Genomic DNA, 23,283 nt, shown 5'->3' with positions numbered 1-23,283 from the left:
TGCTTACTCGCTTTTTGGCCCCTCGCGCGCTGAAAGCCGCGCAGATGCGGGCATTGAAAGAGGAAACAGCAGGTCAACAAACCGTTCGGCTGTCGGCTGTGGCTCATGATTGGCGAGGCCGGGTCGCTCATTCGCCTCGATAAAGGCATAGTCTGGGTTTTGGGGCGACTTGATCATCAAATCAATCCCCACGACGGGAATATTTATCGCCCGCGCTGCGGAAACCGCTGCATCCACAAGCTTGGGATGGATGATATCGGTCACGTCATGGATCGTGCCGCCCGTGTGCAGGTTGGCCGTGCGCCGCACCCGGATTTCGGTGCCTTCTTCGGGGACATCGGCAAAGGTGTAACCGGCAGCGCGTACGGTTCGTTCTGTTTCTGCATCCAGCGGTATCGAGGATTCTCCGCCCGTTGCCGCAGATCGCCGGGCACTCTGCGTGGCAATCAGCTGCTCGATGCTGGAGTGACCATCGGCAACAATTCTGGCCGGGCGGCGAACGGCAGCGGCGACCAGCCGGTAGTTGATCACAATCAGCCGAAGGTCCTCGCCTTCAACCATTTCTTCGATCAGAACTGTATCACAATAGGCTTTTGCTGCCTCAATGGCTTCACGAATTTCCTCAAGCGTCGTTACACCGACAGAAATGCCCCGCCCCTGCTCGCCACGGGCTGGCTTGACCACCAGTGCGCCTGCCTGCTTCAAAAACCCCTCAATGGCCTCTTCGCCCGCATCGGAAGTCATCTGCCGCGGCACCCGCACACCTGCCGCCTCGACAAAGCGCCGCGTGACGGATTTGTCATCACAGATCGACATCGAAACCGCCGATGTCAGCTCAGACAGGCTTTCCCGGCAGTGGATTGAGCGACCACCGTAGGACAGCCTGAAAAAACCGCCCGCTGCATCGGTGATTTCGGCCGAAATTCCTCTTCTGTGCGCTTCGGCAACAATCAACCGTGCATAGGGATTCAAAGCTTCATACTCTTCCTGCTCGGGTCCGGTGAAAAGCTTTTCGTTGATGTGGTTCTTGCGTTTAACCGTGAAAAACGGAACCCGTTTGAAGCCAAGCTTTTCATAAAGCCGGATCGCCGGGTTATCATGCAGGACAGACAAATCAAGGTAGGCCGCGCCGCGCGCCATGAAATGCTCAGCCAGCCGACGCACCAGCGCCTCGCCAATGCCGCGATGACGGGCCTGCGGGTCGCTTGCCAGACACCAGAGCGATGCCCCGCGTTCGGGATCATTGAAAACCCGCGAGTGATCGATACCAGTGACGGTGCCGAGAACATCACCGGTATGCTCGTCTTCGGCGACAAAATATACGATCGAACGGGCATCACGCTGACGCCAGAAGAAATCAGGACGCACCTGTACCATGGACCTTGCGGCATAGATCCGATTGATGGCTTGTGCATCGATCTCGGAGGTCAGACGCCGGATGAAAAAACCGTGAGGTGGCTCGGAAGCCGAACGATAGGTCGAAAAATCCAGCCGGTAAGTATGCGAGGGATCCAGAAACACTTCCTGCGGCGCCGTCGCCAGAACCACATGCGGATCGCGGACATAGATCGCGATGTCACGATGGTCCGGCACTTCCGCACGCAGCGTTTCGATCAGAAGCCTGGTATCAGAAAAGGTCTGGCCGAAGACGATCCGGCCCCAGCCGCAGTCAACAGAGACATCCTGCTTCGGCCGGTTCTGCTCTTCCTGCCCGCCAATCGGCGGTTTCATCCCCTGTTCGCGCATCCGCTTCAGGCGATGTTTGTAGGCTTCGCGATTGCGATGATCCCGGCCGCCGTGATCATGCGGCTCTTTAGGCCCCTTGTCGGATGTCATCCGCCTGCTCCCCTAGATATCGTGGGACTGCAACCACATTTCCAGCAAGGCAACCTGCCAGAGTTCCGATCCACGCAGCGGCGTAATATGGTTGATCGGGTCTATGAACAGATCATCGAGATAGGACTTCTTGAACAGGCCACGCTCGCTGGAAACCTGACTGGTCAGCGTATCACGCACCATATCGAGATATTCACCCGAAATATATTTCAGCTGCGGCACCGGGAAATAGCCCTTCTTGCGATCAATGACCTCATGCGGAACAACCTTGCGCGCAGCGTCCTTCAGAACCCCCTTGCCACCATCATTCAGCTTGAACTCCGGCGGAATCGTAGCCGCAAGCTCTGCCAGCTCATGGTCCAGGAAAGGCACACGCGCTTCCAGCCCCCAGGCCATCGTCATATTGTCCACACGTTTCACCGGATCATCGACCAGCATAACCTGACTGTCGAGCCTCAGTGCCCGATCCACCGGGCTTGCGGCACCCGGCTGCAACAGATGGCTTTCGACAAAAGCCCGGCTGACATCTTCTTCCGCCAGCCATTCCGGCGAAAGGTGGCGCGCCATCTTGGCATGATCTCGGTCGAAAAAGCCCTTGGCATAATCACCAACCACATCATTGGAGTTTTCGAGCGGAGGATACCAGTGATAGCCCGCAAAGATCTCGTCCGCCCCCTGCCCCGACTGCACAACCTTGATGTGCTTCGACACCTCCCGCGAAAGAAGGAAGAAACCGATATTGTCATAGGAGACCATCGGCTCTGACATCGCATTGATCGTATCCGGCAATGCGCTCATCAGATCCGATGACGGCACGAAAATCTTGTGGTGATCCGTACCGAAGCGTTCGGCGATCAGGTCGGAATAGCTGAACTCGTCACCCTTTTCGCCATTGGCCTCTTCAAAGCCGATAGAAAACGTCATCAGGTCTTTCTGGCCTTCTTCTGCCAGAAGCGCTGTAATGATCGATGAGTCCACACCGCCAGAAAGAAGAACACCAACCGGCACATCCGCCACCATACGGCGGCGCACGGCCAGACGCAGGGCCTCGAGCACCCGGTCACGCCACTCCTCACGCGAAAGCTTGGCCGTTTCGGGATCGCGCTCATGGTTTGGCGACCAGTAACGAATATCTTCAAACGTGCCGTCAGGTTCAAAGCAGCGGATCGTTGCCGGTGGCAGCTTGCGAACGCCCTTTAAGATTGTATAAGGCGGGGGAACAACCGCATGAAACGACATATAATGGTGCAACGCCACCGGATCGATAGTCTTGTCGATGCCACCGCCTTTCAAAAGTGCAGGCAGTGTGGATGCAAAGCGGATATTTTTGCCGCTCGTGGTGTAATAAAGCGGCTTGATGCCGAAACGGTCACGCGCAATCATAGCGCGACCGCTTTCACGCTCCACCACCGCAAAGGCAAACATGCCATGGAAGCGTTTCACGCAATCGCGTCCCCAGGCATGATAGGCTTTCATGATCACTTCGGTGTCGCCGGTGGAGAAAAAGTGATAGCCAAGCGAAATCAGCTCTTTGCGCAACTCCGGATAATTATAGATGCATCCGTTGAACACGATCGTCAGCCCCAGATCAGGGTCTGTCATCGGCTGGGCTGCCTTTTCTGACAAATCAATGATCTTCAGCCGGCGATGGCCGAACGCGAACCGTCCCTGCGCGAAAATCCCGCTTCCATCGGGCCCGCGCGGCGCGAGTGCTTCAGTGATGCGCGCCACGGCTTCGGCGTCTGCAAGCGTTCCATCGAATCTGATTTCTCCGGCAATACCACACATGATCTGGTCGGGCTCTCCTGTGAGATGCAGTTAACGGGCGAATGCCCAGTGAGGGTTGCAATTTAATTACAACAAAAATTGTTTGAGTTCAAATGATTTCTACTGTAATGAAATGGTATGACCAGCAACAGGAACTTCGGACTGAATCGAGACAACTCTGTGGCACCCGGAAATGCGCAGTCAGTGATGAAGTCAATTCGCCGCATTGCCCATGCCATCGACACGCGATCGAAAAGGATCGGCCGCGAAACAGGCCTGACGATCCCGCAGATTGTTGTGCTGCAGGCCGTCCATGACCAGGGCGCGCTGACGACAGCGGCCATCTCGAAGCAAGCTGATTTAAGCCCGGCAACGACTGTTTCCATTCTGGACAAACTGGAAGCAAAGGGACTGATCGAGCGCAAACGCTCCTCGACAGACCGGCGCAAGGTGCAGGCGGTTTTGACGGATACGGGCACCGAAACGCTGAAACACGCCCCTGACCTGTTCGCCCGTGGGTTTGCGGAGGAGTTCTCGGCCTTTACCGATGGCGAACAGAAAGCCATCGTCACGGCTTTTCTCAAAGTGGCAGACCTGCTTGACCCGCAGGACACCGAAGCGGGCACGCTGCCGGAACCGGCATATCGCGACATCTGAATTTTCTGACCTGCCACTGCCATGCCCCTACGCTCCCCGGTCAGTGGTTGCGCAGGGCAGAGACGAGTTCACTCTTATTCATTCTCGAACGCCCATCAATGCCGATCTCCCGCGCGCGATTGTAAAGATCTTCGCGTGACCAGGCTTCATATGGACCAGAGTGACCACCTCTTTTCGATGGTTTCATCGTGCTGTTTGCCTGTGCATTGGCGATGCGCGCCGCCTTCTCTTTGGAAGCGCCTTCGCGCCGCAACGCCTGGTAGGTCTCTTCGTCTTTCACCGACGGCCTTTGGTCCTGAGCTGCCATAATACATCCCTTTCCATTGCGCTTCAAAACGCCGCAGAAAGGGGGATTGTTCCACGCAAGCTCCAAGAACCCGCCATTTTCAGCTGTTTGAACGCGCCTCGGCACCTTCGACAATCGCGCGGAGCGTCTCTGCGAAACGATACTCATGGGCGAAGGCACCATCAGGTTCGAGGCCCGGGTCTTCGGACTGCTCCTTGACGGTTAGAAGACCATCGAGTGCTGCGCGAAAACACGTCTGTGCCTCACCTTCGGGCAGAGATACCGCCAGCGCAATCAACACTTCCTGATGTGCGGCCAGCTGTGCCTCAAGCCGCTGCAATCGTTCTTCGGTCATTTTCACTCCTCTCAGACTGTTCCTTCGAAGTGGCGATCATAGGCCGATAATCAATGGCAAGCTTGAAAAACATCACTTTGTCCGCCGAACAATCCGTCATAAAAATCATTGTAGAGAAGTGAAATGCTAAGCCTGCGCGTGTCCCAGCAAAAGCCGAAAGCGATTCAATGAAGCCGAATATTCTGCTGATTACCGCTGACCAGTGGCGGGGTGACTGCCTCGGCGCAACCGGTCACCCGACCATCAAAACACCGAATATCGATGCACTTGCCAGTGAAGGCGTTGTCTTCCGGCGCCACTATGGCGGGGCTGCTCCATGCTCTCCCGCCAGGGCAAGCCTTTATACCGGGCTTTACCAGATGAACCACCGGGTCTGCCGCAACGGGACCCCGCTTGATGACCGGTTTGACAATATCGCGCGGCTGGCACGCCGTGCCGGATATGACCCGACACTGTTTGGCTATACAGACACCGCACCGGATCCCCGCGGCTTGTCGGAGGCCGACCTTGCTTTGAAAAGCTATGAAGGCGTGCTGCCGGGCTTCACTGTAAGGCAGCTTTTGCCTGAGCATGAAAAACAGTGGCTTTCATGGCTGCGGATACGCGGCTATGACGCGGCGAAAGATCGCAGCATCCACACACCTGAAAAGACCGGGGAACGAGCTGCAACCAATGCGCCGCCGCGCTACAGCTGCGATGAAACGCAAACAGCTTTTCTCACCGATGAATTTCTGCGCTGGCATTCCGAGCAGGATGAGGCCTGGTTTGCACACCTTTCCTTCGTGCGCCCACACCCGCCCTATGTGGTGCCCGAACCTTATAACACCATGTTTTCGACAGAGCAGAATATCGGCTTTGCCTGCGCGCCAGATCGCGAAGCCGAAGCTGAACTGCACCCGTTTCTGGCCTGGCAACTGGAACAGCAGGGCGCCAAGAAAAAGAAGAAATTCCTGCCCGGCACGAAAGGTCGCATACGCGACTGGACGACCGATGACTTTGCCACCATCCGCGCCGTTTATTATGGGATGATTGCCGAAGTCGACGCCCAGATCGGGCGGATTTTGGATAGGCTGCGACAATCCGGTGAATGGAACAACACGATCATAATCTTCACCTCGGACCATGGTGAGATGATGGGCGATCATTGGCTATTGGGCAAAGGTGGTTTCTTTGATGCCAGTTATCATATTCCGCTGGTGATCCGTGACCCGAAATTCATCAAAGGTCATGGTCGCAAGGTCGATGCCTTCACATCTGCCGCCGATCTTATGCCGACAATTGCGAACCGGCTTGGCGAAGGCCCGGAGAACCACACTGATGGCGGCTCGCTGATGCCGTTTGTGCGCGGCAAGAAACCGTCGAACTGGCGCGACGCCGCATTTTTCGAGTTCGATTTCCGCGACATTGCGAAGGAAAAGGCTGAGAGCCATTTTGATCTGCCGTCCGCACGCTGCAATCTGGCGGTTTTACGCGACGCAGCTTTTAAATATGTTCATTTTGCCGGGCTTCCGCCGCTGCTGTTTAACCTGAAAGATGACCCGCAAGAGCTCCATAATCTTGCCGAAGACCCGCATTACTTTCAAAAAAGACTGGAATATGCCGAACGCCTGCTTGATCTGCGCGCCACCCATCTGGATCAGACCATGGCCTCACTGGAAATGACAGATGAAGGTCTTGTGCGACAGGGCGGGGGAACCTGATACCCGCGTTTGACGTTTGACAGGAAACCAGTCCAAGACCGTCCTCCGCCTTTCTATGTAAGAAACGAGGCGGGCGCGGCATTCTGGTTTACCCGTCAACATCGCCGGTTTCGCAGTCTCTTGCCTGTGTCACCTGACCATTGGAGTTCGTATCGTGAGTGAAGCCAGTCAGACCAGCGAAGACCATCTGGATTCTCTCACCAGCATTGTCGAGCGTACGATCTCTGCGACCAGTGGCCGGAAGATTTCCGTAGGAGACCTGCTGAGCTCGTTCGGACACACCTCTTTCGCGCCATTGCTGATCCTGCCTGCGCTGATTCTGATCACGCCTTTAAGTGGTATTCCCGGACTGTCCACAGTGTGCGGCCTGATCATTATGCTGATCGCAGGCCAGCGGCTTGCCGGGCACAGGCAGATATGGCTTCCGGGATGGATCACGCGGCGCGAACTTAAAACAGCGCGACTGCATCAGGGGCTGAAACAGATCCTGCCGTTTACCCGCTTTATAGACCGGCACAGCCGGAAGCGTCTGACGTTTTTGTTCAAGCGTCCGCTCTATTTTCTCCTGCCACTGGCCTGTGTGATTTTTGGCGCGATTATGCCGATTATGGAATTTGTCCCGTTCTCGTCATCTGTCACTGGTTTGGCGGTCACGCTGATCGCGTTTTCGATGCTCACCCGAGACGGTTTGTTTGCACTTCTGGCGCTGGTGCCTCTTATCGCTGTCACATGGGGCATTCAGACCGTCCTCGCAGCAGCCACCTGAACTGCAAGCTAACGCTACAGCATCGTCCTTTGTGCATCCGAGTGGATGCACAAAGGACGCTCTAAGCGGAACGACGCAAGCATCCGGACGTTGGTCGAGAGACATTCCGACACAGCGAGGACACCGTGAGCGCAGAGAAAACCAGAGAAAGCCAACAGCACCCACTGACGAATATCGCCCGGCAGGCCCTGAGCCAGACGCAAGGTGATCAGGTTTCAGTCGGTGATATGGTGCGGGCATTCGGCCATGCTTCATTTGTACCACTGCTGATCATACCAGCGCTGCTTGTGGTATCTCCGCTTGGCGGCGTTCCGGGGCTTTCTTCACTTTTCGGCATCATCATTGTTCTGATCGCTGGCCAGAGCCTCATCGGGCGAAAAAGCATATGGCTTCCCGGCCTCCTGGCCAACCGCAGCATAGAAAGTGACAAGGCCGCCTCTGCATTCAAGCGCATCATGCCGGTCACCCGCTTCATTGACCGGCACAACCGTGCACGCCTCTCGTTTCTGTTCCGTGACCCGTTTCTGCCAGCCCTGCCGCTGGCGTGTGTCCTTTCCGGCGCAGCGATGCCTTTTCTGGAGATTGTGCCCTTTGCATCTGCCTTTCTGGGGGTCGCGGTTATGTTGATCGCCTATTCAATGCTAAGCCGTGACGGCCTGTTCGCGCTCTTCGCGCTCGTACCTCTGGTTGTGGCCATTTGGGTCGCACGGTTCATCATTTTCTGAATGTGCAGTCCACGCCGCTGAACCGCCGGCAGATGCTTGTCAGCGCGGAATACGGCCTCTAAAACGGGCGCTATAGTTGCATGAAAGGATTTTGATATGACGAAAACCGTTTTGATTACCGGTGCAACGTCTGGCTTTGGTCGTGCTGCCGCCAGACGTTTTTGCGATGAAGGCTGGAACGTGATCGGCACTGGCCGGCGTGCTGAAAGACTGGAAGAGCTGAAATCCGAACTTGGTTCAAAATTTCATGGTCTCGTCTTCGATATTGCAGACGAAAAGGCCACAGCCGAGGCATTAAACAGCCTGCCCGATACCTTCAGGCCCATTGATGTTCTGGTCAACAATGCCGGCCTGGCGCTTGGCACGGCTCCGGCTCAGGAGACAAAGCTTCAGGATTGGCACCAGATGATCGACACCAACATCAAGGGGCTGGTCACAATCACACATCACCTTTTGCCAAAACTGATCGAACAAAAGGGCATGATCATCAATCTGGCGTCGATCGCAGCGCATTACCCTTACCCCGGCGGCAATGTCTACGGCGGCACCAAGGCGTTCGTACACCAGTTTTCTTACGGCCTGCGTTCTGATCTGCATGGAACCGGCGTGCGCGTCACGGCAATTGAGCCTGGCATGGCGGAAAGCGAGTTTACACTTGTGCGGACCGGCGGAAGCCAGGAAGCATCCGACAAGCTTTATGACGGCGCAAAGCCTTTAACACCGGAAGATATCGCCGAGCAGATCTTTTGGGTGGCCACTCTGCCTCCCCACGTCAACATCAACACACTGGAAGCCATGCCAGTCAGTCAGTCATGGGCACCGTTTCAGGTGCATCGGGGCAATTGAAGCCCACAAGTCTCTAGAGCGGTTCCGCCTTTCATGGAAACGCGCAACCGCTCCATCTCTTTGTTTTGACGCATTTTCGCGGACGTCAGATGTTTCCATCTGACTGCGAAATGCTCTAAAAGCCCGCGCACCGAAGCCGCGGGCTTCTAGACGCGTTTGATCAACCGATCTTCGGCGACAACGAGCCATCAGCATAGCGCTTTGCCATATCAGACATCGGGATCGGCCTGATCTTTTCGGCATTGCCAGCTGTACCGAAGGCCTCAAAACGCTCAATGCAGAGCTTTGTCATGGCTTCCATGGCGGGCTTGAGATATTTGCGCGGATCGAACTGTGAAGGGTCCTCTGCAAACACCTTGCGGATGGCGCCGGTCATCGCCATGCGGTTATCCGTATCAATGTTGACCTTGCGTACGCCGTGCTTGATGCCACGCTGAATTTCCTCAACCGGAACACCCCAGGTCGGCTTCATCTCGCCGCCATATTTGTTGATGATTTCCTGAAGCTCTTCCGGCACGGAGGACGAGCCGTGCATGACCAGATGCGTATCCGGCAGACGACGATGGATTTCCTCAATCACATTCATTGCCAGCACTTCACCATCCGGCTTGCGCGTGAACTTATAGGCCCCGTGGCTCGTGCCCATCGCAACGGCCAGTGCGTCGACCTGCGTATCTTTCACAAACTGAACCGCCTGTTCAGGATCGGTCAAAAGCTGATCCTGCTCGAGTTTACCCTCAAAGCCATGACCGTCTTCCTTCTCCCCCTCGCCCGTTTCAAGCGAGCCGAGAACGCCAATTTCTCCTTCGACAGAAGCTCCGGCCCAGTGCGCCATATCCGAAACGCGACGGGTAATGCCAGCATTGTAGGCATAATCCGCCGGTGTCTTCCCGTCGGCTTTGAGCGAGCCATCCATCATTACCGAGGTAAATCCATGCTGCAATGCCGTCAGGCAGGTGGCTTCATGATTGCCGTGATCGAGATGCATAACCACCGGAATATGCGGGTAAATCTCAACCAGACCGTCGATCAGCCTGGCCAGCACCACATCATTGGCATAAGCGCGGGCGCCACGGCTGGCCTGAATGATAACCGGTGAAGCCGTCTTCTCCGCAGCGGCCATGATCGCCAGGCCCTGCTCCATATTATTAAGGTTGAAAGCGGGCACGCCATAGCCGTTTTCTGCAGCGTGATCGAGCAATTGTCTTAGGGTAATCCGTGCCATGTCCGGGCCTCCGTTGAATACCGAAATATGTATCTGCCCCTCATACCCGGGCAGAACGACAAAAAGATTATGAAACGTCAAGGCTTTCACGCCTTGTATTGTTTGACGGAAAATAGACCATCGCACAAAAATAACAATCGGATTTTATATATAACACTAATACTGTTATATTAATCGTTTCAATGTGTGATATGTCACATGGATAATGATGTGATATCAAGTTGCAGGATGCGCTGAAGCCATGAAAGCAGATGAAAGACGCCTTGCCATCATGGCCATTCTGATGGAATCGCAGACAGAAACCGTCGAAGCGCTGTCCGAGCATTTCCGCGTATCGCGCATGACCATTCACCGGGACCTTGATGAACTGGAAGCCGCAGGGCAGCTCAGAAAAATACGCGGCGGCGCTTCGGTGCAGTCTTCCCCCATGTTTCAGGCCGACTTCCGCTTCCGGCAAAAAATGGCCGCAGCTGAGAAGGAACGGATTGCGGCTCTGGCGGCAAAGCGGATCGAACCCGGCATGACACTGATCATCGATGATTCATCAACAGCCGCGCACCTTGCCAGCCATCTGCAAACCCGCCTGCCCCTGACGGTGATCACCAACAATCTGAGTGTTATATCGGCGCTGGCCGGTCTACCCGGTGTCGATCTGATCACGCTTGGAGGCCAGTATAGCCGGAAGTTCAATGGCTTTTTCGGTCTTTTGACCGAAGATGCTCTCAATGGACTACGCGCCGATATGAGCTTCATCTCAGCATCTGCGATTTATGAGGGGGCAGCCTTTCATCAGGATCCGGAAGTGGTGCAGACAAAACGGCTGATGGTGAAGGGTGCGGAAAAACGTGTGCTTCTGGCAGATCACACAAAGTTCGGGCGACCGGGACTGCACTTTCTCACAGAACTTGAAACCTTTCATGCCGTTATCACCGGGACAGAACTGGATCAGTACCACCGGCAGGTGCTGTCGGAGAAAGGCATCGCGCTCCATTGTGCACAGGCATGACAAAGCGCTAGAAGAAGACTTGAATAAAGTCAGACAGGCACGGGAAGACGATGAGCGAGCCGGAAACAACGACCATCTATGAAGCGATCGGCGGCGCCGAAACTGTCGCTCGGCTGACGCAAAGGTTTTATGCGCTGATGGACACGCTGCCGGAGGCGAAAAACTGCCGTGCCATTCATCCTCAAGACTTGTCCGGATCTGAAGCCAAATTTCGTGACTACCTCACAGGCTATTTCGGCGGCCCTCCGGTTTATGTGGAAAAACACGGGCACCCGCGCCTGAAAATGCGACATATGCCAGCCCCGATCGGTGCTGACGAGCGTGACGAATGGCTGTTGTGCTTCCGTCTGGCGCTGGAGGAAACCGTTCCGGATGTCCGGCTTCGCGGCATCATCATGCCGCCGGTGGAAAAGCTGGCTTATCATATGCAGAACAAGGGGTGAGATGCATGCCATTCACGACACGGGTTCTTTTGTTTTTCGGCGGATTATCCGGTGCTGCAGGTGTCACGCTGGCCGCGGCTGCCTATCATGGCGGAAATCCTGTTCTGCAATCTGCAGCATTGATCTGCCTGGCCGACGGTCCGGCGCTGATCGGCCTTGCTGTCTTGTCCGAACGTTCGCGCGCGGCCCTGGCATCCGGTATTTTGATGATCTTCGGCACCGCACTTTTTGCCGGTGACCTGGTGGCCAACAGCTATGCCGGTTTTGGGCTGTTCCGGATGGCCGCGCCGGTTGGCGGCACGGCTGTGATTGCAAGCTGGCTGCTGGCAGCACTCACCGCATTTCTGCCAGCGAGAAACAACTGAAGTCTATTCACCTTCCGGAATCCGGCCAAAGCGTAAGAGGTTGCCATGCGGATCGTGAATGTAGAATTCCTTCATTCCCCATGGCCGGTCTTCAAAAGCACTCAGTCGCGCAATGTTCCGCATTGAAAATTCGGCATAGAGCGCGTCGATACCACCGCCACGAATATAGACGGAGGTATTTTCACATAAGCGCCGTTCCCCGGTCAGCCAGAAATGCAGCTCCAGCCCCGGACGGCGGAGAATGAGATAATTCTCCGCCTCATGGACGACCTCATCAAGGCCAAGTTTTTCCGCGTAAAACACTCTGGTTTCGGAAAGATCCAGTGACGGAAGAACCGGGAGTACAGAAATGTCTGCAGCGTCTGCCATCAGGAATCCAGAACGCTGCTAAAGCCCTCGAATTCCGGATGACCGACATAGTCGACCTTGGTCTGGCCCGCATTCTTGTGGGCATCGCGGAACTGTTCGGACTTCGTCCAGGCAATGAACGCGTCTTCGCTTTCCCACATCGTGTGGGAGGCATAAAGCGTATAGCCCTCTTCCTCAAAGGTTTTGCCCTTCAAAAGATGAAAGGAAATAAAGCCTGAAAGCTCTGAAAGTCTTGATTCCCGGCCTTTCCAGACAGCTTCAAAAGCCTCTTCAGAGCCGGTCGATATTTTGAAACGATTCATAGCAGTATACATCAAAGACCTCATGCCGATTGTTTTATGCTGCGGATATGGCGTGAACGGAAGTCGGCTTCAATGACCGTTCGACGCCTTAGCCTGGAATGACGGGCGGTGCGAACCAATCTGCCATTTGGGAAAGCGACCACTTCAGCCTGACTGAATGTGACGCCACAAATTTGAAAACGACCGGCATCAACGCGATGCAGGCCAATGGGTCGCGCCTCACGTCCGTTAACAACAATTGCGATCAATTCTGTCGCTCACTCATCGTCTGCAATGCACGCTCAAGCGAGGATTTAGACCCGTTTCGGAGCGGAACGAATGCCTTATTGAACTTCTTGCAGCCAGACTTCACCCGGACACAGGCATCGTGGCTGATGCAATCAATCGGACAGAACACGCAATCAACAGATGGAAGAACACGGTCAATCCGTGAGACCTTCTCACGCAGTCCGCCGTCATGGTGGATCAGCTCGGCACCGTAATCATCGGCAATGGCGCGCAGATGGGCAACCTGACAATCACGGCCACCGACATAAAGAAAGCTGCGACCGTTGAGATCCGCCGGTGCTTCAGCAACGCGACTGACATCAGCCTGAGCGCCCTGTGTGGTTGATACCCGGTTTTTACCCGCCTTCCGCTTGTTTTTCTTCGCCATCCTCTCCCTCCGAAATGCTTCAGGTTTCTTCTCTGTGATCGACCATATAAAACATGACAAAAAAGGTAAAGTATAAAGATGATAATTTCAGTCATGTTTTATCTACCGGTTTCGGAACAGCTTTTTTAAAAAAGCCCTACCGTCGACAAAAAAATATGCTTTATGTTGGCGCCGGAATGGCTCCCGCTGCGGCTAATCACTTAGCTTCGGGAGCCTGTCCCAAACCGGGCCGGCCGGCCCTTTCTCAGAATCGCTCCAATGGAGAGAAACTATGCTGACCAAGATCGACGACCTGCCAGAATCCGTAATCGGCTTCACCATTCATGGCGCATTGAGCGCCGACGACTACAACAATGTTGTAATTCCCGCTCTCGACGTACGGGATGCAGAAGACGGTATTGAACTTCTGCTGGTTACCGGAACGGATTTTCTCGGAACAGACCTTGGTTCGCAGATTGGCGCACAGCAGTTTCGCCGTGAAAAGCCGCTTCACATCAAAAAGATCGCGCTTGTTACCAACAATGTCGGATTTGCGCAGGGCGTTCAGATGTTCGCCATGTTAGCGCATGCAGAATTCAAGCTGATTCGCGATGAATTCCCGGACAAAGACTATGTTGGCGAAGCCGTCGCCTGGCTCGAAAAGTAAGCAATCGGGACTCAAAAACGCCGCCCTTGCACACTCTGTTGCTGGCGGCGTTTTTGTGCCCATTCTGCTTGTGGCGCCCCATGTCACGATCAGCGACAATCATCGGCGGCTGGTAAAGCGGCGCGCTCGTGTCAAAAAGGGCAGAGCATTAACGGCAGTAACGGTATCCGCCACCGCGTTTTATGACATCCAGATGCATGTGATCCTGATGCGTTGCGTCACTGCCCGGCGACAGGACGGTCGTGAAATAAAGACAGGCAGACGCACTGATTGTACGCTGGAAGGCACCGGTGATATTGCTGGCTTTCTTGCGCGGAACCATATCGACGCTCTGACCGTTCGAAAACGTCAGGCTGCGGATATCAATCGCGTTGCCTCTGGCATGTTCAGATATCTTTCCGCCTGAGCGATTGTTGCGATTGCGGCAGACATAAGCCGACGCCTGCCGGATTTCCGTTAACCGCACGTCAGTGCCCATTGCAACCTTCGCTGAAGGATCGACATAGCCGCGCGCCCAGCGCGCCAGCAGCAAAGCGGTTTCGCAACGCATTGTCGCGTCCGGCTCAAGATCGACACCTTCCAGCGCGACCGACACCTCAATCGGCTTATCGATCCCGCATACGCCTGCATCATTGATTGTTTCCAATGAACGAAACTCGGCTCCAAGCGCCTTCAGCGAAGAAATGCACTGCTGGAACGCTACATCATCCTCCGTCTGCAGCGATGCGGCGTCTTCCTGCTGGACTTTGGCTTCTGCCTTTTCCTCTCGTGCCGTCTCTGCCAGATCTGCTGGGCGCTTTGCTGGCACCGGCGGCTCGGCCGGGACCTCCTGAGCGAACACGGGAAGGCTCATCGTTATCAGCGCCAACGCTGTCATAAAGGTTTTCTGAAGTCCCAAGGCGATATCCTTTTGCCAGACATAAAATTCAAACGCTTCAAACAAGAGGCGGTTCCCAAGCATGCGCCAGAACGACAAAAGCCCCGGATGCTTACGCTCCGGGGCCTGTTAGCACAGTATTTAATACGAAAGGAATTTACTCGATGGCTTTGACGATATCTTCCGTCATCTTCTTGGCATCGCCCAGAAGCATCATTGTGCCATCCTTGTAAAACAGCTCGTTGTCGATACCGGCATAGCCAGAACCAAGCGAGCGCTTGACGAAGAGGCAGGTCTTGGCCTTATCGACATCAAGGATCGGCATGCCATAGATCGGCGAGGTCTTGTCATCGCGCGCAGCCGGATTGGTAACGTCATTCGCACCGATCACGTAAGCCACATCGGCCTGTGCGAATTCGGAATTGATGTCCTCCAGCTCAAACACCTCATCATAAGGCACATTGGCTTCGGCCAGCAGAACATTCATATGGCCGGGCATGCGGCCAGCAACCGGGTGAATGGCATATTTTACATCCACACCCTTTTCTTTCAGCACATCAGCCAGCTCCCGCAAGGCATGCTGCGCCTGGGCAACCGCCATGCCATAGCCCGGCACGATAATCACCTTGGTCGCATTTTCCATCAGGAAGGCGGCATCATCAGCCGAGCCCATTTTAACGTTGCGATCGCCCTTGTCTGCGCCACCGGCAGCCGCTGCGTCACCGCCAAAGCCACCAAGGATGACCGAGATGAACGAACGGTTCATCCCCTTGCACATGATATAGGAGAGGATCGCACCGGACGAGCCGACCAGCGCCCCGGTCACAATCAGCGCCATATTGCCAAGCGTGAAACCGATACCCGCTGCAGCCCAGCCCGAATATGAGTTCAGCATCGAGACGACAACCGGCATATCCGCGCCGCCAATCGGAACAATAATCAGCACACCAAGAACCAGAGCCAGCGCCACAATAAACCAGAAGTGCACCGGGTTTGCCGTGGCCGAGAGGCTGATCACGAAAATCACCAGAGCTGCCAGAAGGGCCGCATTGATGACATGACGCATCGGCAGCATGATCGGAGCGCCGGACATGCGGCCATCAAGCTTCAGAAATGCAATAATCGAACCGGTAAAAGTAATCGCACCGATTGCCGCACCGATTGCCATCTCAATCAGCGCACGCAGGTGGATATCGCCGGGAACGCCAATGCCGAAGCTTTCCGGGGAATAAAGCGCGGCGGCGGCGACAAGAACAGCGGCCAGCCCGACCAGCGAATGAAAACCCGCCACCAGTTGCGGCATCGCAGTCATGGGAATTGTGCGAGCAATGAACGCACCGATGCCACCGCCCAGCGCGAGAGCCAGAACGATGAAGATCAGAGACGCAAAGCTGGGCTGGGCCAGAAGAAGCGTTGTGCCGATGGCAATGGCCATACCGACCATACCGAAGATGTTCCCGCGACGGCTTGTTGAAGGATGGGACAGCCCGCGCAGTGCGAGGATGAAAAGCACCGCCGAGACAAGGAAAAGCAAAGCTGCAAGATTAACTGACATGTGGATTTAGCCTCACTTGTCCTTTTTCTTGTACATCGCCAGCATGCGCTGGGTGACAAGAAAACCGCCGAAAATATTGATCGCAACAAGAACGAGCGCGACGAAGCCAAAACCGGTCGCAACACCACTGGCTGAAAGCCCGACAGCTAAAAGCGCGCCTACGACAATGACTGAGGAAATGGCATTGGTAACGGCCATCAGCGGCGTGTGCAGTGCAGGCGTAACCGACCACACAACATAATAACCAACGAAGACGGCAAGAACAAAAATCGCCAGCTGAAAAATAAACGGATCAACAGTGCCGCCCGATGCACCATGTGCGACAGCCCCTGCAACATCGGCATTCAGGTTCATCAGAGTTTCTTTGGCGCTTTCAAGAGACTTGATCGCACCGTCAATCGAGGCATTGATATCGGAAACAGACATCAGGCTTCTCCCTCGGCGGTTTCACCGCCAAATTTGGGATGAACAACGGCGCCGTCATGCGTTAAAAGCGTTGCTGCGACCAGTTCATCGTCCCGGTTGATTTTGAGCTCACCGGTTTCTTTGTCGACCAGCGTTTCGAAAAATGTCAGCAGGTTCTTCGCGTAAAGCAGTGAAGCGCTGGCAGCAATCCGTCCGGGCAGATTCTGATACCCGATAACCGAGACACCCGCGACTGTTACCACCGAACCGGGCTCAGCCCCCTCGACATTGCCGCCTCGCTCAACAGCCAGGTCAACAACAACTGAACCGAGCTTCATCGAAGCCAGCATGTCACGTGTGACAAGGCGTGGCGCAGGGCGCCCCGGTATCAGCGCCGTCGTGATCACGATATCCTGTTTGGCGATATGCGATGCGATAAGCTCAGCCTGCTTGGCCTGATACTCAGCCGACATTTCCTTGGCATAGCCACCTGCGGTTTCAGCCGCCTTGAACTCGTCGTCCTCCACGGCGATGAATTTAGCGCCAAGAGAAGCGACCTGCTCCTTGGCAGCCGGGCGAACATCCGTTGCTGAAACGGCAGCCCCCAACCGACGGGCAGTCGCGATGGCCTGAAGACCGGCAACCCCTGCCCCCATCACGAAAACACGTGCAGCCGGAACCGTTCCGGCAGCTGTCATCATCATCGGCATTGCCCTGTCAAAGACTGCGGCGGCCTCAATGACGGCCTGATACCCGGCAAGATTGGCCTGCGATGACAGAACGTCCATAGACTGCGCACGGGTGATGCGCGGCATCAGTTCCATGGCAAAAGCGGAAAGGCCTTTTTCGCCCATCGCGGCCAACGCCGCCTCATTGTCATAAGGATCCATAAGCGCAACGACGACGGCTCCGGATTTATAAGCCGCGAAACTGTCCTCTTCAGGCCTGCGGACCGCAAAAATGATATCTGCCGAAGATGCGGCTTCTACCCCCGCAATTTCGGCACCTGCCGCGCGGAATGCATCGTCATCAATGCGCGAGGCAAGCCCGGCGCCGGCTTCGATAACAATATCGAAGCCGAGGGCTTTCAGTTTTTTGACTGTGTCGGGTGAGGCAGCGACGCGACTTTCCGCGAACGCCGTCTCTTTCGGCACATAGATTGTTTTTCCCACCATGAACTCCCAAAACGAGGATAAAACCTGAATAGCGACCGGCCGCGAAAGAGCGACCGGCGAGCCGGTTTCCCGATGAATCAATGAAACGTCTGTTGACGGTCAACGCAGAGTATAAATGCCGATTGCGCTTACGAGAATGAAAACGATCAAGCCGCCAATAAATCCGAACGGACCAACAAGGCCTGCGGCCATGGCAATCATCAGCGCAGCGACGAGAACACTTCCATATTTCGTACCCGCTATGAAAAACCGATAGGTTTTCTCGTGTTCCGGATAGTCCATGCTGGTCTTGTTTCCCGACAACTCAGTCGTATCTTCTGTCATTGCGTGCCCCTCTTCGTCATCTTCGGAACCGGTCCGTAAGGCCTAGCCCCGTCGAAATCCGGTCTCTTCCGGTCGCGCTACATGCGTATCGACCGCCTCCACTATTGCGAAATATCATATTTTTATAGTTTCGGGCAACGAAAGCAAAAGGCCGAAAAATCCCCGCAGCGACAGAAAAAGACACAGTTTCTGGCGGAAAAAGAAATTAGATTGCGACTTTTAGCAAAAATATTGATGAATAAATCCGAAAACGCGTTTTTTTGGATCATATTGGACGAAAGGCATGTTGCGCGGCCTTGACAACTTCCTTTAAGGAGTTCGGACGGTTTGGAGGACCTCCTAAAGAAGGCTGACATGAAAACACTGATAACAATAAGCCGTGCAATCGACAGGCTGAACACGTTCATCGGACATTCTGTGTCCTGGCTGCTGCTGGTGGCCGTTCTGGTGAGTGCAGGAAATGCGGTGAGCCGCAAACTTTTCTCCCTGTCATCCAATGCCATGCTGGAGCTGCAATGGTATCTGTTCGGCGCCGTTTTCATGTTGGCTGCCGCATATACGCTTTTGAAAAATGAGCACATCAGGATCGATATCCTGTCCGGCTCATGGAGCAAGCGAACACGCGACTGGATTGATCTGACGCTGCACATTGTGTTTCTCGTGCCTTTTGCAAGCATGATGGTTTATCTCGCATGGCCCTGGTTCTGGCGATCGTTTGCGAGCGGAGAACATTCGACCAATGCAGGCGGACTGATCCTCTGGCCTGCAAAATCCTTTATTCTGATTGGCTTCATACTGCTTTTGCTGCAGGCCTTTTCTGAAATCATCAAACGCGCAGGCGTTTTGAGCGGGCACCTTGCCAGCAACCAGACGCTCTACTCCGAATCCGGCAACGCCGCCCATATGATGACCGAAGAGGACAAGCCGGAATGATTGATCTGATCGCTCATAATCTCGCTCCCATCATGTTTATCACCGTGATGGCGATGCTTCTTCTCGGCTACCCGGTGGCCTTCACACTCGCCGCCGGCGGGCTGATTTTCTTTGTTCTCGGCGTTGAATTTTCGGCGATTTCGCCAGAAATCCATTTGTTCTGGCCACTGCTACAATCGCATCCCGATCGTTTTTTCGGCGGCATCATGTCCAATGAGACGTTGCTGGCCGTCCCGTTTTTCACTTTCATGGGGATCATCCTTGAACGATCCCGCATGGCTGAAGATCTGCTGGACACGATCGGACAGCTTTTTGGTCCCGTTCGCGGTGGCGTTGCCTATGCCGTGGTTTTGGTTGGAGCCCTTCTGGGCGCGACCACAGGGGTTGTTGCCGCGTCGGTCATGGCCATGGGCCTGATCTCGCTGCCGGTTATGCTGCGCTACAATTACGACCGGTCCTTTGCCACCGGCACAATCGCTGCCTCCGGTACGCTGGCACAGATCGTCCCGCCATCGCTGGTTCTGATCGTCATGGCCGATCAGCTCGGTCGTTCTGTAGGCGATATGTATATCGGTGCGCTTTATCCATCGCTTCTGGTGATTGCAGCATATTGCGCATATGTCTTCATCATGACGTTGATCCGCCCGAAGGCCGCACCGGCCATGCCGCCGGAAGCCCGCACACTTGGTAACGGTGTCACCTCACTTATCGCCATGTTTGCCGTTGCAGTCGGCCTCTACTTCCTCGGCTATCACGTTCTCTTTACAGGTTTCGATGACGCATGGCGGCTGGTTGCAGCGCTTTGCTTCGGTGTGTTGCTTGTCTACCTGTTTGCCATCGCCAATGACCGGATGAATCTGAATATTCTCTCACGCCTCTCGCAGCAGGTCATCATCGTTCTGGTGCCGCCGCTGGCGCTGATCTTTCTCGTGCTCGGCACCATTTTCCTTGGTATCGCCACGCCAACCGAAGGCGGTGCCATGGGCGCAACAGGCGCTCTGGCCCTGGCGCTGGCCAAGGGCCGCCTTGATATGGCAACGCTGAAAAAGGCGCTTGATTCCACCACGAAGCTTTCTGCCTTCGTGATGATGATCTTGATGGGCGCGCGCGTATTCAGCCTGACCTTTTATGGCATCAACGGTAATGTCTGGATTGAGGAGCTGCTCACCAGCCTGCCGGGCGGGGAATATGGCTTCCTGATCGTTGTCACGATAATTATCTTCATTCTCGGCTGCTTCCTCGATTTCTTCGAGATCGCCTTCATCATGGTGCCGCTTCTGGTGATGCCGGCTGAAGCCCTTGGCATCGATCTTATCTGGTTCGGCATTATTCTGGGCCTGAACCTACAGACCTCGTTTCTGACACCCCCCTTCGGCTTTTCGCTGTTCTATCTGCGCTCTGTCACTCCGGGCGGGGACTGGGTCGATAAAGCGACCGGTGCAACGATGCGCGGTGTGAGAACACTCGATATCTATAAAGGCATCATTCCGTTTATCGCGATCCAGTTCGCCGTCATTCTTGCTGTCATCTTCTTCCCGAAGCTGGTGACCCATTACAAAGACGAGATTGTCCGCGTTGACCCTGCATCGGTCACCATTGAAATGCCTTCACTGGGCGGAGAAGGCCAGAGCGACGACCCGTTCGGCCTTGACGGCGGCTTCGGGGGGACAGGCGGTGACGATCCATTCGCTCTGCCAAGTTTCGATGAACCGTCTGGCTCAGGTGACAATAGTGACGGCAATGACGGTCTTGATCTTGGCAACCCGCCGTCACTGAATTTCGACTGAAACGGCCATTTTAGAAACGCAAAGACCGTTGAGGGGGGTGTGCTCACCCGACTTAGCCAGATCTAGATACGAAAAAGCCCCGGACGTTCGCCGTCCGGGGCTTTTAATTGAAATTATATCAGTTCCGGGATTTTCAGCCCGAAATCTTCGAGAAATCCGCAACCGTGCCGGTCGCTTCCCGGATCATCGCCAGAAGTGCCAGACGGTTGGCTCTGACAGCCTCATCGTCGGCATTAACCAGAACATCCTCAAAGAATTTATCAACCGGCGCACGCAGGGCGGACAAGGCCTCCATGGCAGCGAAATAGTCCTCCTTTTCGGAGGCTTCACGCGCCTTGGAAGCGGCAGAAACAATCGCATCATAGAGCGCTTTTTCCGCATCCGTCTCGAAAAGCACCGGATCGACCTTTTCTGCCACCTTGGTCTTCTTCTTCTCTTCCGCGGCCAGCAGCTGGCTTGCCCGCTTTTCACCGGCCAGAAGGTTCTTGCCGTCTTCGGAATCGAGGAATTTCGTCAGCGCCTCGACCCGGCGCGCCACTGTTTCCAGATCATCGGCCTGCGGTGTCAGCACGGCGTCAATCAAATCATGACGCGCACCCAGGTCACGCAGGTAGACCTTGAAGCGATCGTGGAAGAAGGAGAGCAGATCAAGGTCAGCAAAAAAATCCAGAAGACTGATCCTGACCCCACGCTCCAGAATGATGCGGATCACACCCAGCGCCGCCCGTCTGAGAGCATAAGGGTCGCCGGAACCGGTGGGTTTTTCGTCGATCGACCAGAAGCCGGTCAACGTGTCGAGTTTGTCGGCAAGCGCCACCGTCAGCGATACCTTGTTGCGCGGAACACGGTCTGACGGGCCCAGCGGCTTGTAATGCTCTTCAATGGCTGCGGCCACATCTTCGCTTTCGCCTTGCAGAGCCGCATATTTGCGCCCCATCAACCCCTGAAGCTCGGGAAACTCTCCCACAGCTTCGGTGCGAAGATCGGCCTTGGCCAGCACCACGGCACGGTCAACCTCGCCCGGATCGGCGCCAACCAGCGGCGCCAGCTTCGAAGCCAGCGCCTGAATGCGGGCGACGCGCTCGCCCTGTGTGCCGAGTTTCGCGTGGAAAGTCACGCCAAGTGCATCGAGCTTCGCCATGCGCTGGTCGAGCGGCTTTTTCAAATCAAGGCCAAACTTTTCAGCCGATGCCGTCAGCCCGCCCATATCCGGCAGATCGCGCTGGTCGATATGCCAGAAATGAAGCGCATCGGAAAGGCGCGCACGCACGACCTTGCCGTTCCCGTAGCAGATTTCCTTGCCACCATCACTGGCGGCGATATTGGCAACCAGGATAAACTTGTTGGTCAGCTTTTCATCACCCTGCTGACGGGTCACAAAACACTTCTGATTGGTCTTGATCGTCAGCCGCGTGATTTCATCGGGGATCTGCAGAAAATCTTCTTCAAACGCGCCAAGCAGCACATGCGGATATTCCACAAGACCGGCGACCTCGTCCAGAAGGCCCTCATCTTCAACCACTTCAAGCCCGTTGGCGAAAGCAAGGTTGGCCGCATCGTCTCGAATAATGTGCTTGCGACGCTCGGCATCGAGCACAACCTTGGCCTTTTCCAGTCCGGCAGCATAGTCGTCAAACCGCTTGACTTCAAAAGGCTCCGGCGCATGGAAGCGATGACCGTAAGTGATATTGGAGGCAACGATGCCATCCACATCAAAGTCAATGACCTCGGTTTCCTCGATCTCAGTTCCAAACGTGCAGACGATAGACTGAAGCGGACGGACCCAGCGCAAAGCGCCCGGCTTTACCGAGGCAGCGCCCCACCGCATCGATTTCGGCCAAGGAAAATTACGAATGATGCCGGGCATGACATCACGAATGATGTCCTGTGCATCACGACCGGGCTTTTCGATGACAGCCACATAGAAATCACCCTTTTTCGGGTCTGACTGGATTTTCGCCTGCGAAACATCGTCCAGCCCGGCACCGCGCAAGAAGCCCGCAACGGCCTTCTCCGGTGCACCGACCCGCGGCCCCTTGCGCTCTTCGCGCACATCTGCCGATCTTGCGGTCAGGCCCTTGATATTGAGGGCAAGACGGCGTGGCGTGAAATACTCCTTCGCCCCCTCATAGGTCAGCCCCGCATCCACAAGTGCATCGGTCAAAAGCTTTTTCAGGTCGCCTGCCGCTTTTTGCTGCATGCGGGCAGGAATTTCCTCAGAGCGGAGTTCAAGCAATAAATCAGGCATCGGGGCTGTTTCTAACGTTTGTGGATTATC

At 55.2% G+C, this 23,283-nt stretch carries 25 protein-coding genes; 11 read left to right on the top strand and 14 right to left on the bottom strand.

Annotated elements, in window-relative coordinates:
• Positions 1–3: 3 nt before the first annotated feature.
• Together ngg and EDC90_RS05025 are read right to left on the bottom strand one after the other, a co-directional pair.
• Positions 4–1,836, bottom strand: a complete 1,833-nt coding sequence (gene ngg, locus EDC90_RS05030; protein ID WP_132309221.1) for an N-acetylglutaminylglutamine synthetase — start codon at positions 1,834–1,836, stop codon at positions 4–6.
• A gap of 12 nt (positions 1,837–1,848) precedes the next feature.
• Positions 1,849–3,624: an N-acetylglutaminylglutamine amidotransferase gene (locus tag EDC90_RS05025; protein ID WP_132309219.1), complete on the bottom strand. Its 1,776-nt coding sequence runs from the start codon at positions 3,622–3,624 to the stop codon at positions 1,849–1,851.
• 186 nt (positions 3,625–3,810) lie between these two features.
• Between EDC90_RS05025 and EDC90_RS05020 the strand changes: the two genes are divergently transcribed.
• Positions 3,811–4,260: a MarR family winged helix-turn-helix transcriptional regulator gene (locus EDC90_RS05020; RefSeq protein ID WP_245510948.1), complete on the top strand. Its 450-nt coding sequence runs from the start codon at positions 3,811–3,813 to the stop codon at positions 4,258–4,260.
• Between the two features lie 40 nt (positions 4,261–4,300).
• Here EDC90_RS05020 and EDC90_RS05015 read toward each other — a convergent pair whose 3' ends face one another.
• Positions 4,301–4,567 carry a DUF7218 family protein gene (locus EDC90_RS05015; RefSeq protein ID WP_132309215.1) on the bottom strand — a complete coding sequence of 89 codons (267 nt, stop codon included), beginning with the start codon at positions 4,565–4,567 and terminating at the stop codon, positions 4,301–4,303.
• Positions 4,568–4,646: 79 nt separating this feature from the next.
• Complete coding sequence (locus EDC90_RS05010) at positions 4,647–4,901, bottom strand: hypothetical protein (RefSeq protein WP_132309213.1); 255 nt, start codon at positions 4,899–4,901, stop codon at positions 4,647–4,649.
• A 167-nt stretch (positions 4,902–5,068) separates the two neighbouring features.
• Here EDC90_RS05010 and EDC90_RS05005 point away from each other — a divergent pair, with 167 nt between their 5' ends.
• The 4 genes from EDC90_RS05005 to EDC90_RS04990 all read left to right on the top strand — a co-directional run bounded on the left by EDC90_RS05005 (position 5,069) and on the right by EDC90_RS04990 (position 8,938).
• A complete protein-coding gene (locus EDC90_RS05005; protein WP_132309211.1) occupies positions 5,069–6,601 on the top strand; it encodes an alkaline phosphatase family protein in 1,533 nt (510 codons plus the stop codon).
• A gap of 154 nt (positions 6,602–6,755) precedes the next feature.
• Complete coding sequence (locus EDC90_RS05000) at positions 6,756–7,367, top strand: exopolysaccharide biosynthesis protein (RefSeq protein WP_245510937.1); 612 nt, start codon at positions 6,756–6,758, stop codon at positions 7,365–7,367.
• 125 nt (positions 7,368–7,492) lie between these two features.
• Positions 7,493–8,092 carry an exopolysaccharide biosynthesis protein gene (locus tag EDC90_RS04995; protein ID WP_132309209.1) on the top strand — a complete coding sequence of 200 codons (600 nt, stop codon included), beginning with the start codon at positions 7,493–7,495 and terminating at the stop codon, positions 8,090–8,092.
• Positions 8,093–8,188: 96 nt separating this feature from the next.
• Positions 8,189–8,938, top strand: coding sequence for an SDR family oxidoreductase (locus EDC90_RS04990; RefSeq protein ID WP_132309207.1), 750 nt, complete (start codon positions 8,189–8,191; stop codon positions 8,936–8,938).
• A gap of 160 nt (positions 8,939–9,098) precedes the next feature.
• Here EDC90_RS04990 and fba read toward each other — a convergent pair whose 3' ends face one another.
• The gene (gene fba, locus EDC90_RS04985; RefSeq protein ID WP_132309205.1) at positions 9,099–10,163 is read right to left on the bottom strand and encodes a class II fructose-bisphosphate aldolase; all 1,065 of its coding nucleotides are present in this window, start codon (positions 10,161–10,163) and stop codon (positions 9,099–9,101) included.
• Between the two features lie 241 nt (positions 10,164–10,404).
• Between fba and EDC90_RS04980 the strand changes: the two genes are divergently transcribed.
• From EDC90_RS04980 to EDC90_RS04970, 3 genes are read left to right on the top strand one after another with little or no spacing between them, the layout of a single operon-like run.
• On the top strand, positions 10,405–11,169 hold the full coding sequence (locus EDC90_RS04980) for a DeoR/GlpR family DNA-binding transcription regulator (RefSeq protein ID WP_132309203.1): 765 nt from the start codon (positions 10,405–10,407) through the stop codon (positions 11,167–11,169).
• A 50-nt stretch (positions 11,170–11,219) separates the two neighbouring features.
• On the top strand, positions 11,220–11,612 hold the full coding sequence (locus EDC90_RS04975) for a group II truncated hemoglobin (RefSeq protein WP_132309201.1): 393 nt from the start codon (positions 11,220–11,222) through the stop codon (positions 11,610–11,612).
• A 5-nt stretch (positions 11,613–11,617) separates the two neighbouring features.
• Positions 11,618–11,977 (top strand): DUF423 domain-containing protein, encoded by a 360-nt coding sequence (locus EDC90_RS04970; protein ID WP_132309199.1) that lies wholly within the window; start codon positions 11,618–11,620, stop codon positions 11,975–11,977.
• A gap of 3 nt (positions 11,978–11,980) precedes the next feature.
• On the opposite strand, the gene EDC90_RS04965 is transcribed toward EDC90_RS04970, so the two are convergent.
• From EDC90_RS04965 to EDC90_RS04955, 3 genes are all read right to left on the bottom strand, one after another.
• Positions 11,981–12,346: a bleomycin resistance protein gene (locus EDC90_RS04965; RefSeq protein ID WP_132309197.1), complete on the bottom strand. Its 366-nt coding sequence runs from the start codon at positions 12,344–12,346 to the stop codon at positions 11,981–11,983.
• Positions 12,346–12,660, bottom strand: coding sequence for an antibiotic biosynthesis monooxygenase family protein (locus tag EDC90_RS04960; RefSeq protein WP_132309195.1), 315 nt, complete (start codon positions 12,658–12,660; stop codon positions 12,346–12,348). The genes EDC90_RS04965 and EDC90_RS04960 overlap by 1 nt, the downstream gene beginning before the upstream one ends.
• 232 nt (positions 12,661–12,892) lie before the next feature.
• Positions 12,893–13,303 (bottom strand): DUF2325 domain-containing protein, encoded by a 411-nt coding sequence (locus EDC90_RS04955; RefSeq protein ID WP_132309193.1) that lies wholly within the window; start codon positions 13,301–13,303, stop codon positions 12,893–12,895.
• A 271-nt stretch (positions 13,304–13,574) separates the two neighbouring features.
• Here EDC90_RS04955 and EDC90_RS04950 point away from each other — a divergent pair, with 271 nt between their 5' ends.
• Positions 13,575–13,949 carry an STAS/SEC14 domain-containing protein gene (locus tag EDC90_RS04950; protein WP_132309191.1) on the top strand — a complete coding sequence of 125 codons (375 nt, stop codon included), beginning with the start codon at positions 13,575–13,577 and terminating at the stop codon, positions 13,947–13,949.
• A gap of 148 nt (positions 13,950–14,097) precedes the next feature.
• On the opposite strand, the gene EDC90_RS04945 is transcribed toward EDC90_RS04950, so the two are convergent.
• The 5 genes from EDC90_RS04945 to EDC90_RS04925 all read right to left on the bottom strand — a co-directional run bounded on the left by EDC90_RS04945 (position 14,098) and on the right by EDC90_RS04925 (position 18,285).
• Entirely contained in the window at positions 14,098–14,892 is a 795-nt protein-coding gene (locus EDC90_RS04945; protein WP_165972741.1) for an extensin-like domain-containing protein, read from the bottom strand.
• A gap of 91 nt (positions 14,893–14,983) precedes the next feature.
• Entirely contained in the window at positions 14,984–16,381 is a 1,398-nt protein-coding gene (locus EDC90_RS04940) for an NAD(P)(+) transhydrogenase (Re/Si-specific) subunit beta (RefSeq protein ID WP_132309187.1), read from the bottom strand.
• Between the two features lie 12 nt (positions 16,382–16,393).
• Positions 16,394–16,735, bottom strand: a complete 342-nt coding sequence (locus tag EDC90_RS04935) for a proton-translocating transhydrogenase family protein (protein ID WP_132309440.1) — start codon at positions 16,733–16,735, stop codon at positions 16,394–16,396.
• 71 nt (positions 16,736–16,806) lie between these two features.
• Complete coding sequence (locus tag EDC90_RS04930) at positions 16,807–17,961, bottom strand: Re/Si-specific NAD(P)(+) transhydrogenase subunit alpha (RefSeq protein WP_432419987.1); 1,155 nt, start codon at positions 17,959–17,961, stop codon at positions 16,807–16,809.
• A 99-nt stretch (positions 17,962–18,060) separates the two neighbouring features.
• A complete protein-coding gene (locus tag EDC90_RS04925; RefSeq protein WP_132309185.1) occupies positions 18,061–18,285 on the bottom strand; it encodes an aa3-type cytochrome c oxidase subunit IV in 225 nt (74 codons plus the stop codon).
• Positions 18,286–18,639: 354 nt separating this feature from the next.
• Here EDC90_RS04925 and EDC90_RS04920 point away from each other — a divergent pair, with 354 nt between their 5' ends.
• Positions 18,640–19,218, top strand: a complete 579-nt coding sequence (locus EDC90_RS04920; RefSeq protein WP_132309183.1) for a TRAP transporter small permease subunit — start codon at positions 18,640–18,642, stop codon at positions 19,216–19,218.
• Positions 19,215–21,005 (top strand): TRAP transporter large permease, encoded by a 1,791-nt coding sequence (locus EDC90_RS04915; RefSeq protein ID WP_132309181.1) that lies wholly within the window; start codon positions 19,215–19,217, stop codon positions 21,003–21,005. Before EDC90_RS04920 ends, EDC90_RS04915 begins: the two co-directional genes overlap by 4 nt.
• Positions 21,006–21,138: 133 nt before the next feature.
• On the opposite strand, the gene glyS is transcribed toward EDC90_RS04915, so the two are convergent.
• Positions 21,139–23,253, bottom strand: a complete 2,115-nt coding sequence (glyS, locus tag EDC90_RS04910) for a glycine--tRNA ligase subunit beta (RefSeq protein ID WP_132309179.1) — start codon at positions 23,251–23,253, stop codon at positions 21,139–21,141.
• Positions 23,254–23,283 lie beyond the last annotated feature (30 nt).

This window comes from Martelella mediterranea (assembly GCF_004342225.1).
Lineage (GTDB): Bacteria > Pseudomonadota > Alphaproteobacteria > Rhizobiales > Rhizobiaceae > Martelella > Martelella mediterranea_B.
Note: the sequence above shows the minus strand (reverse complement) of the source record. Positions and strands in the feature narration are given on the sequence as shown.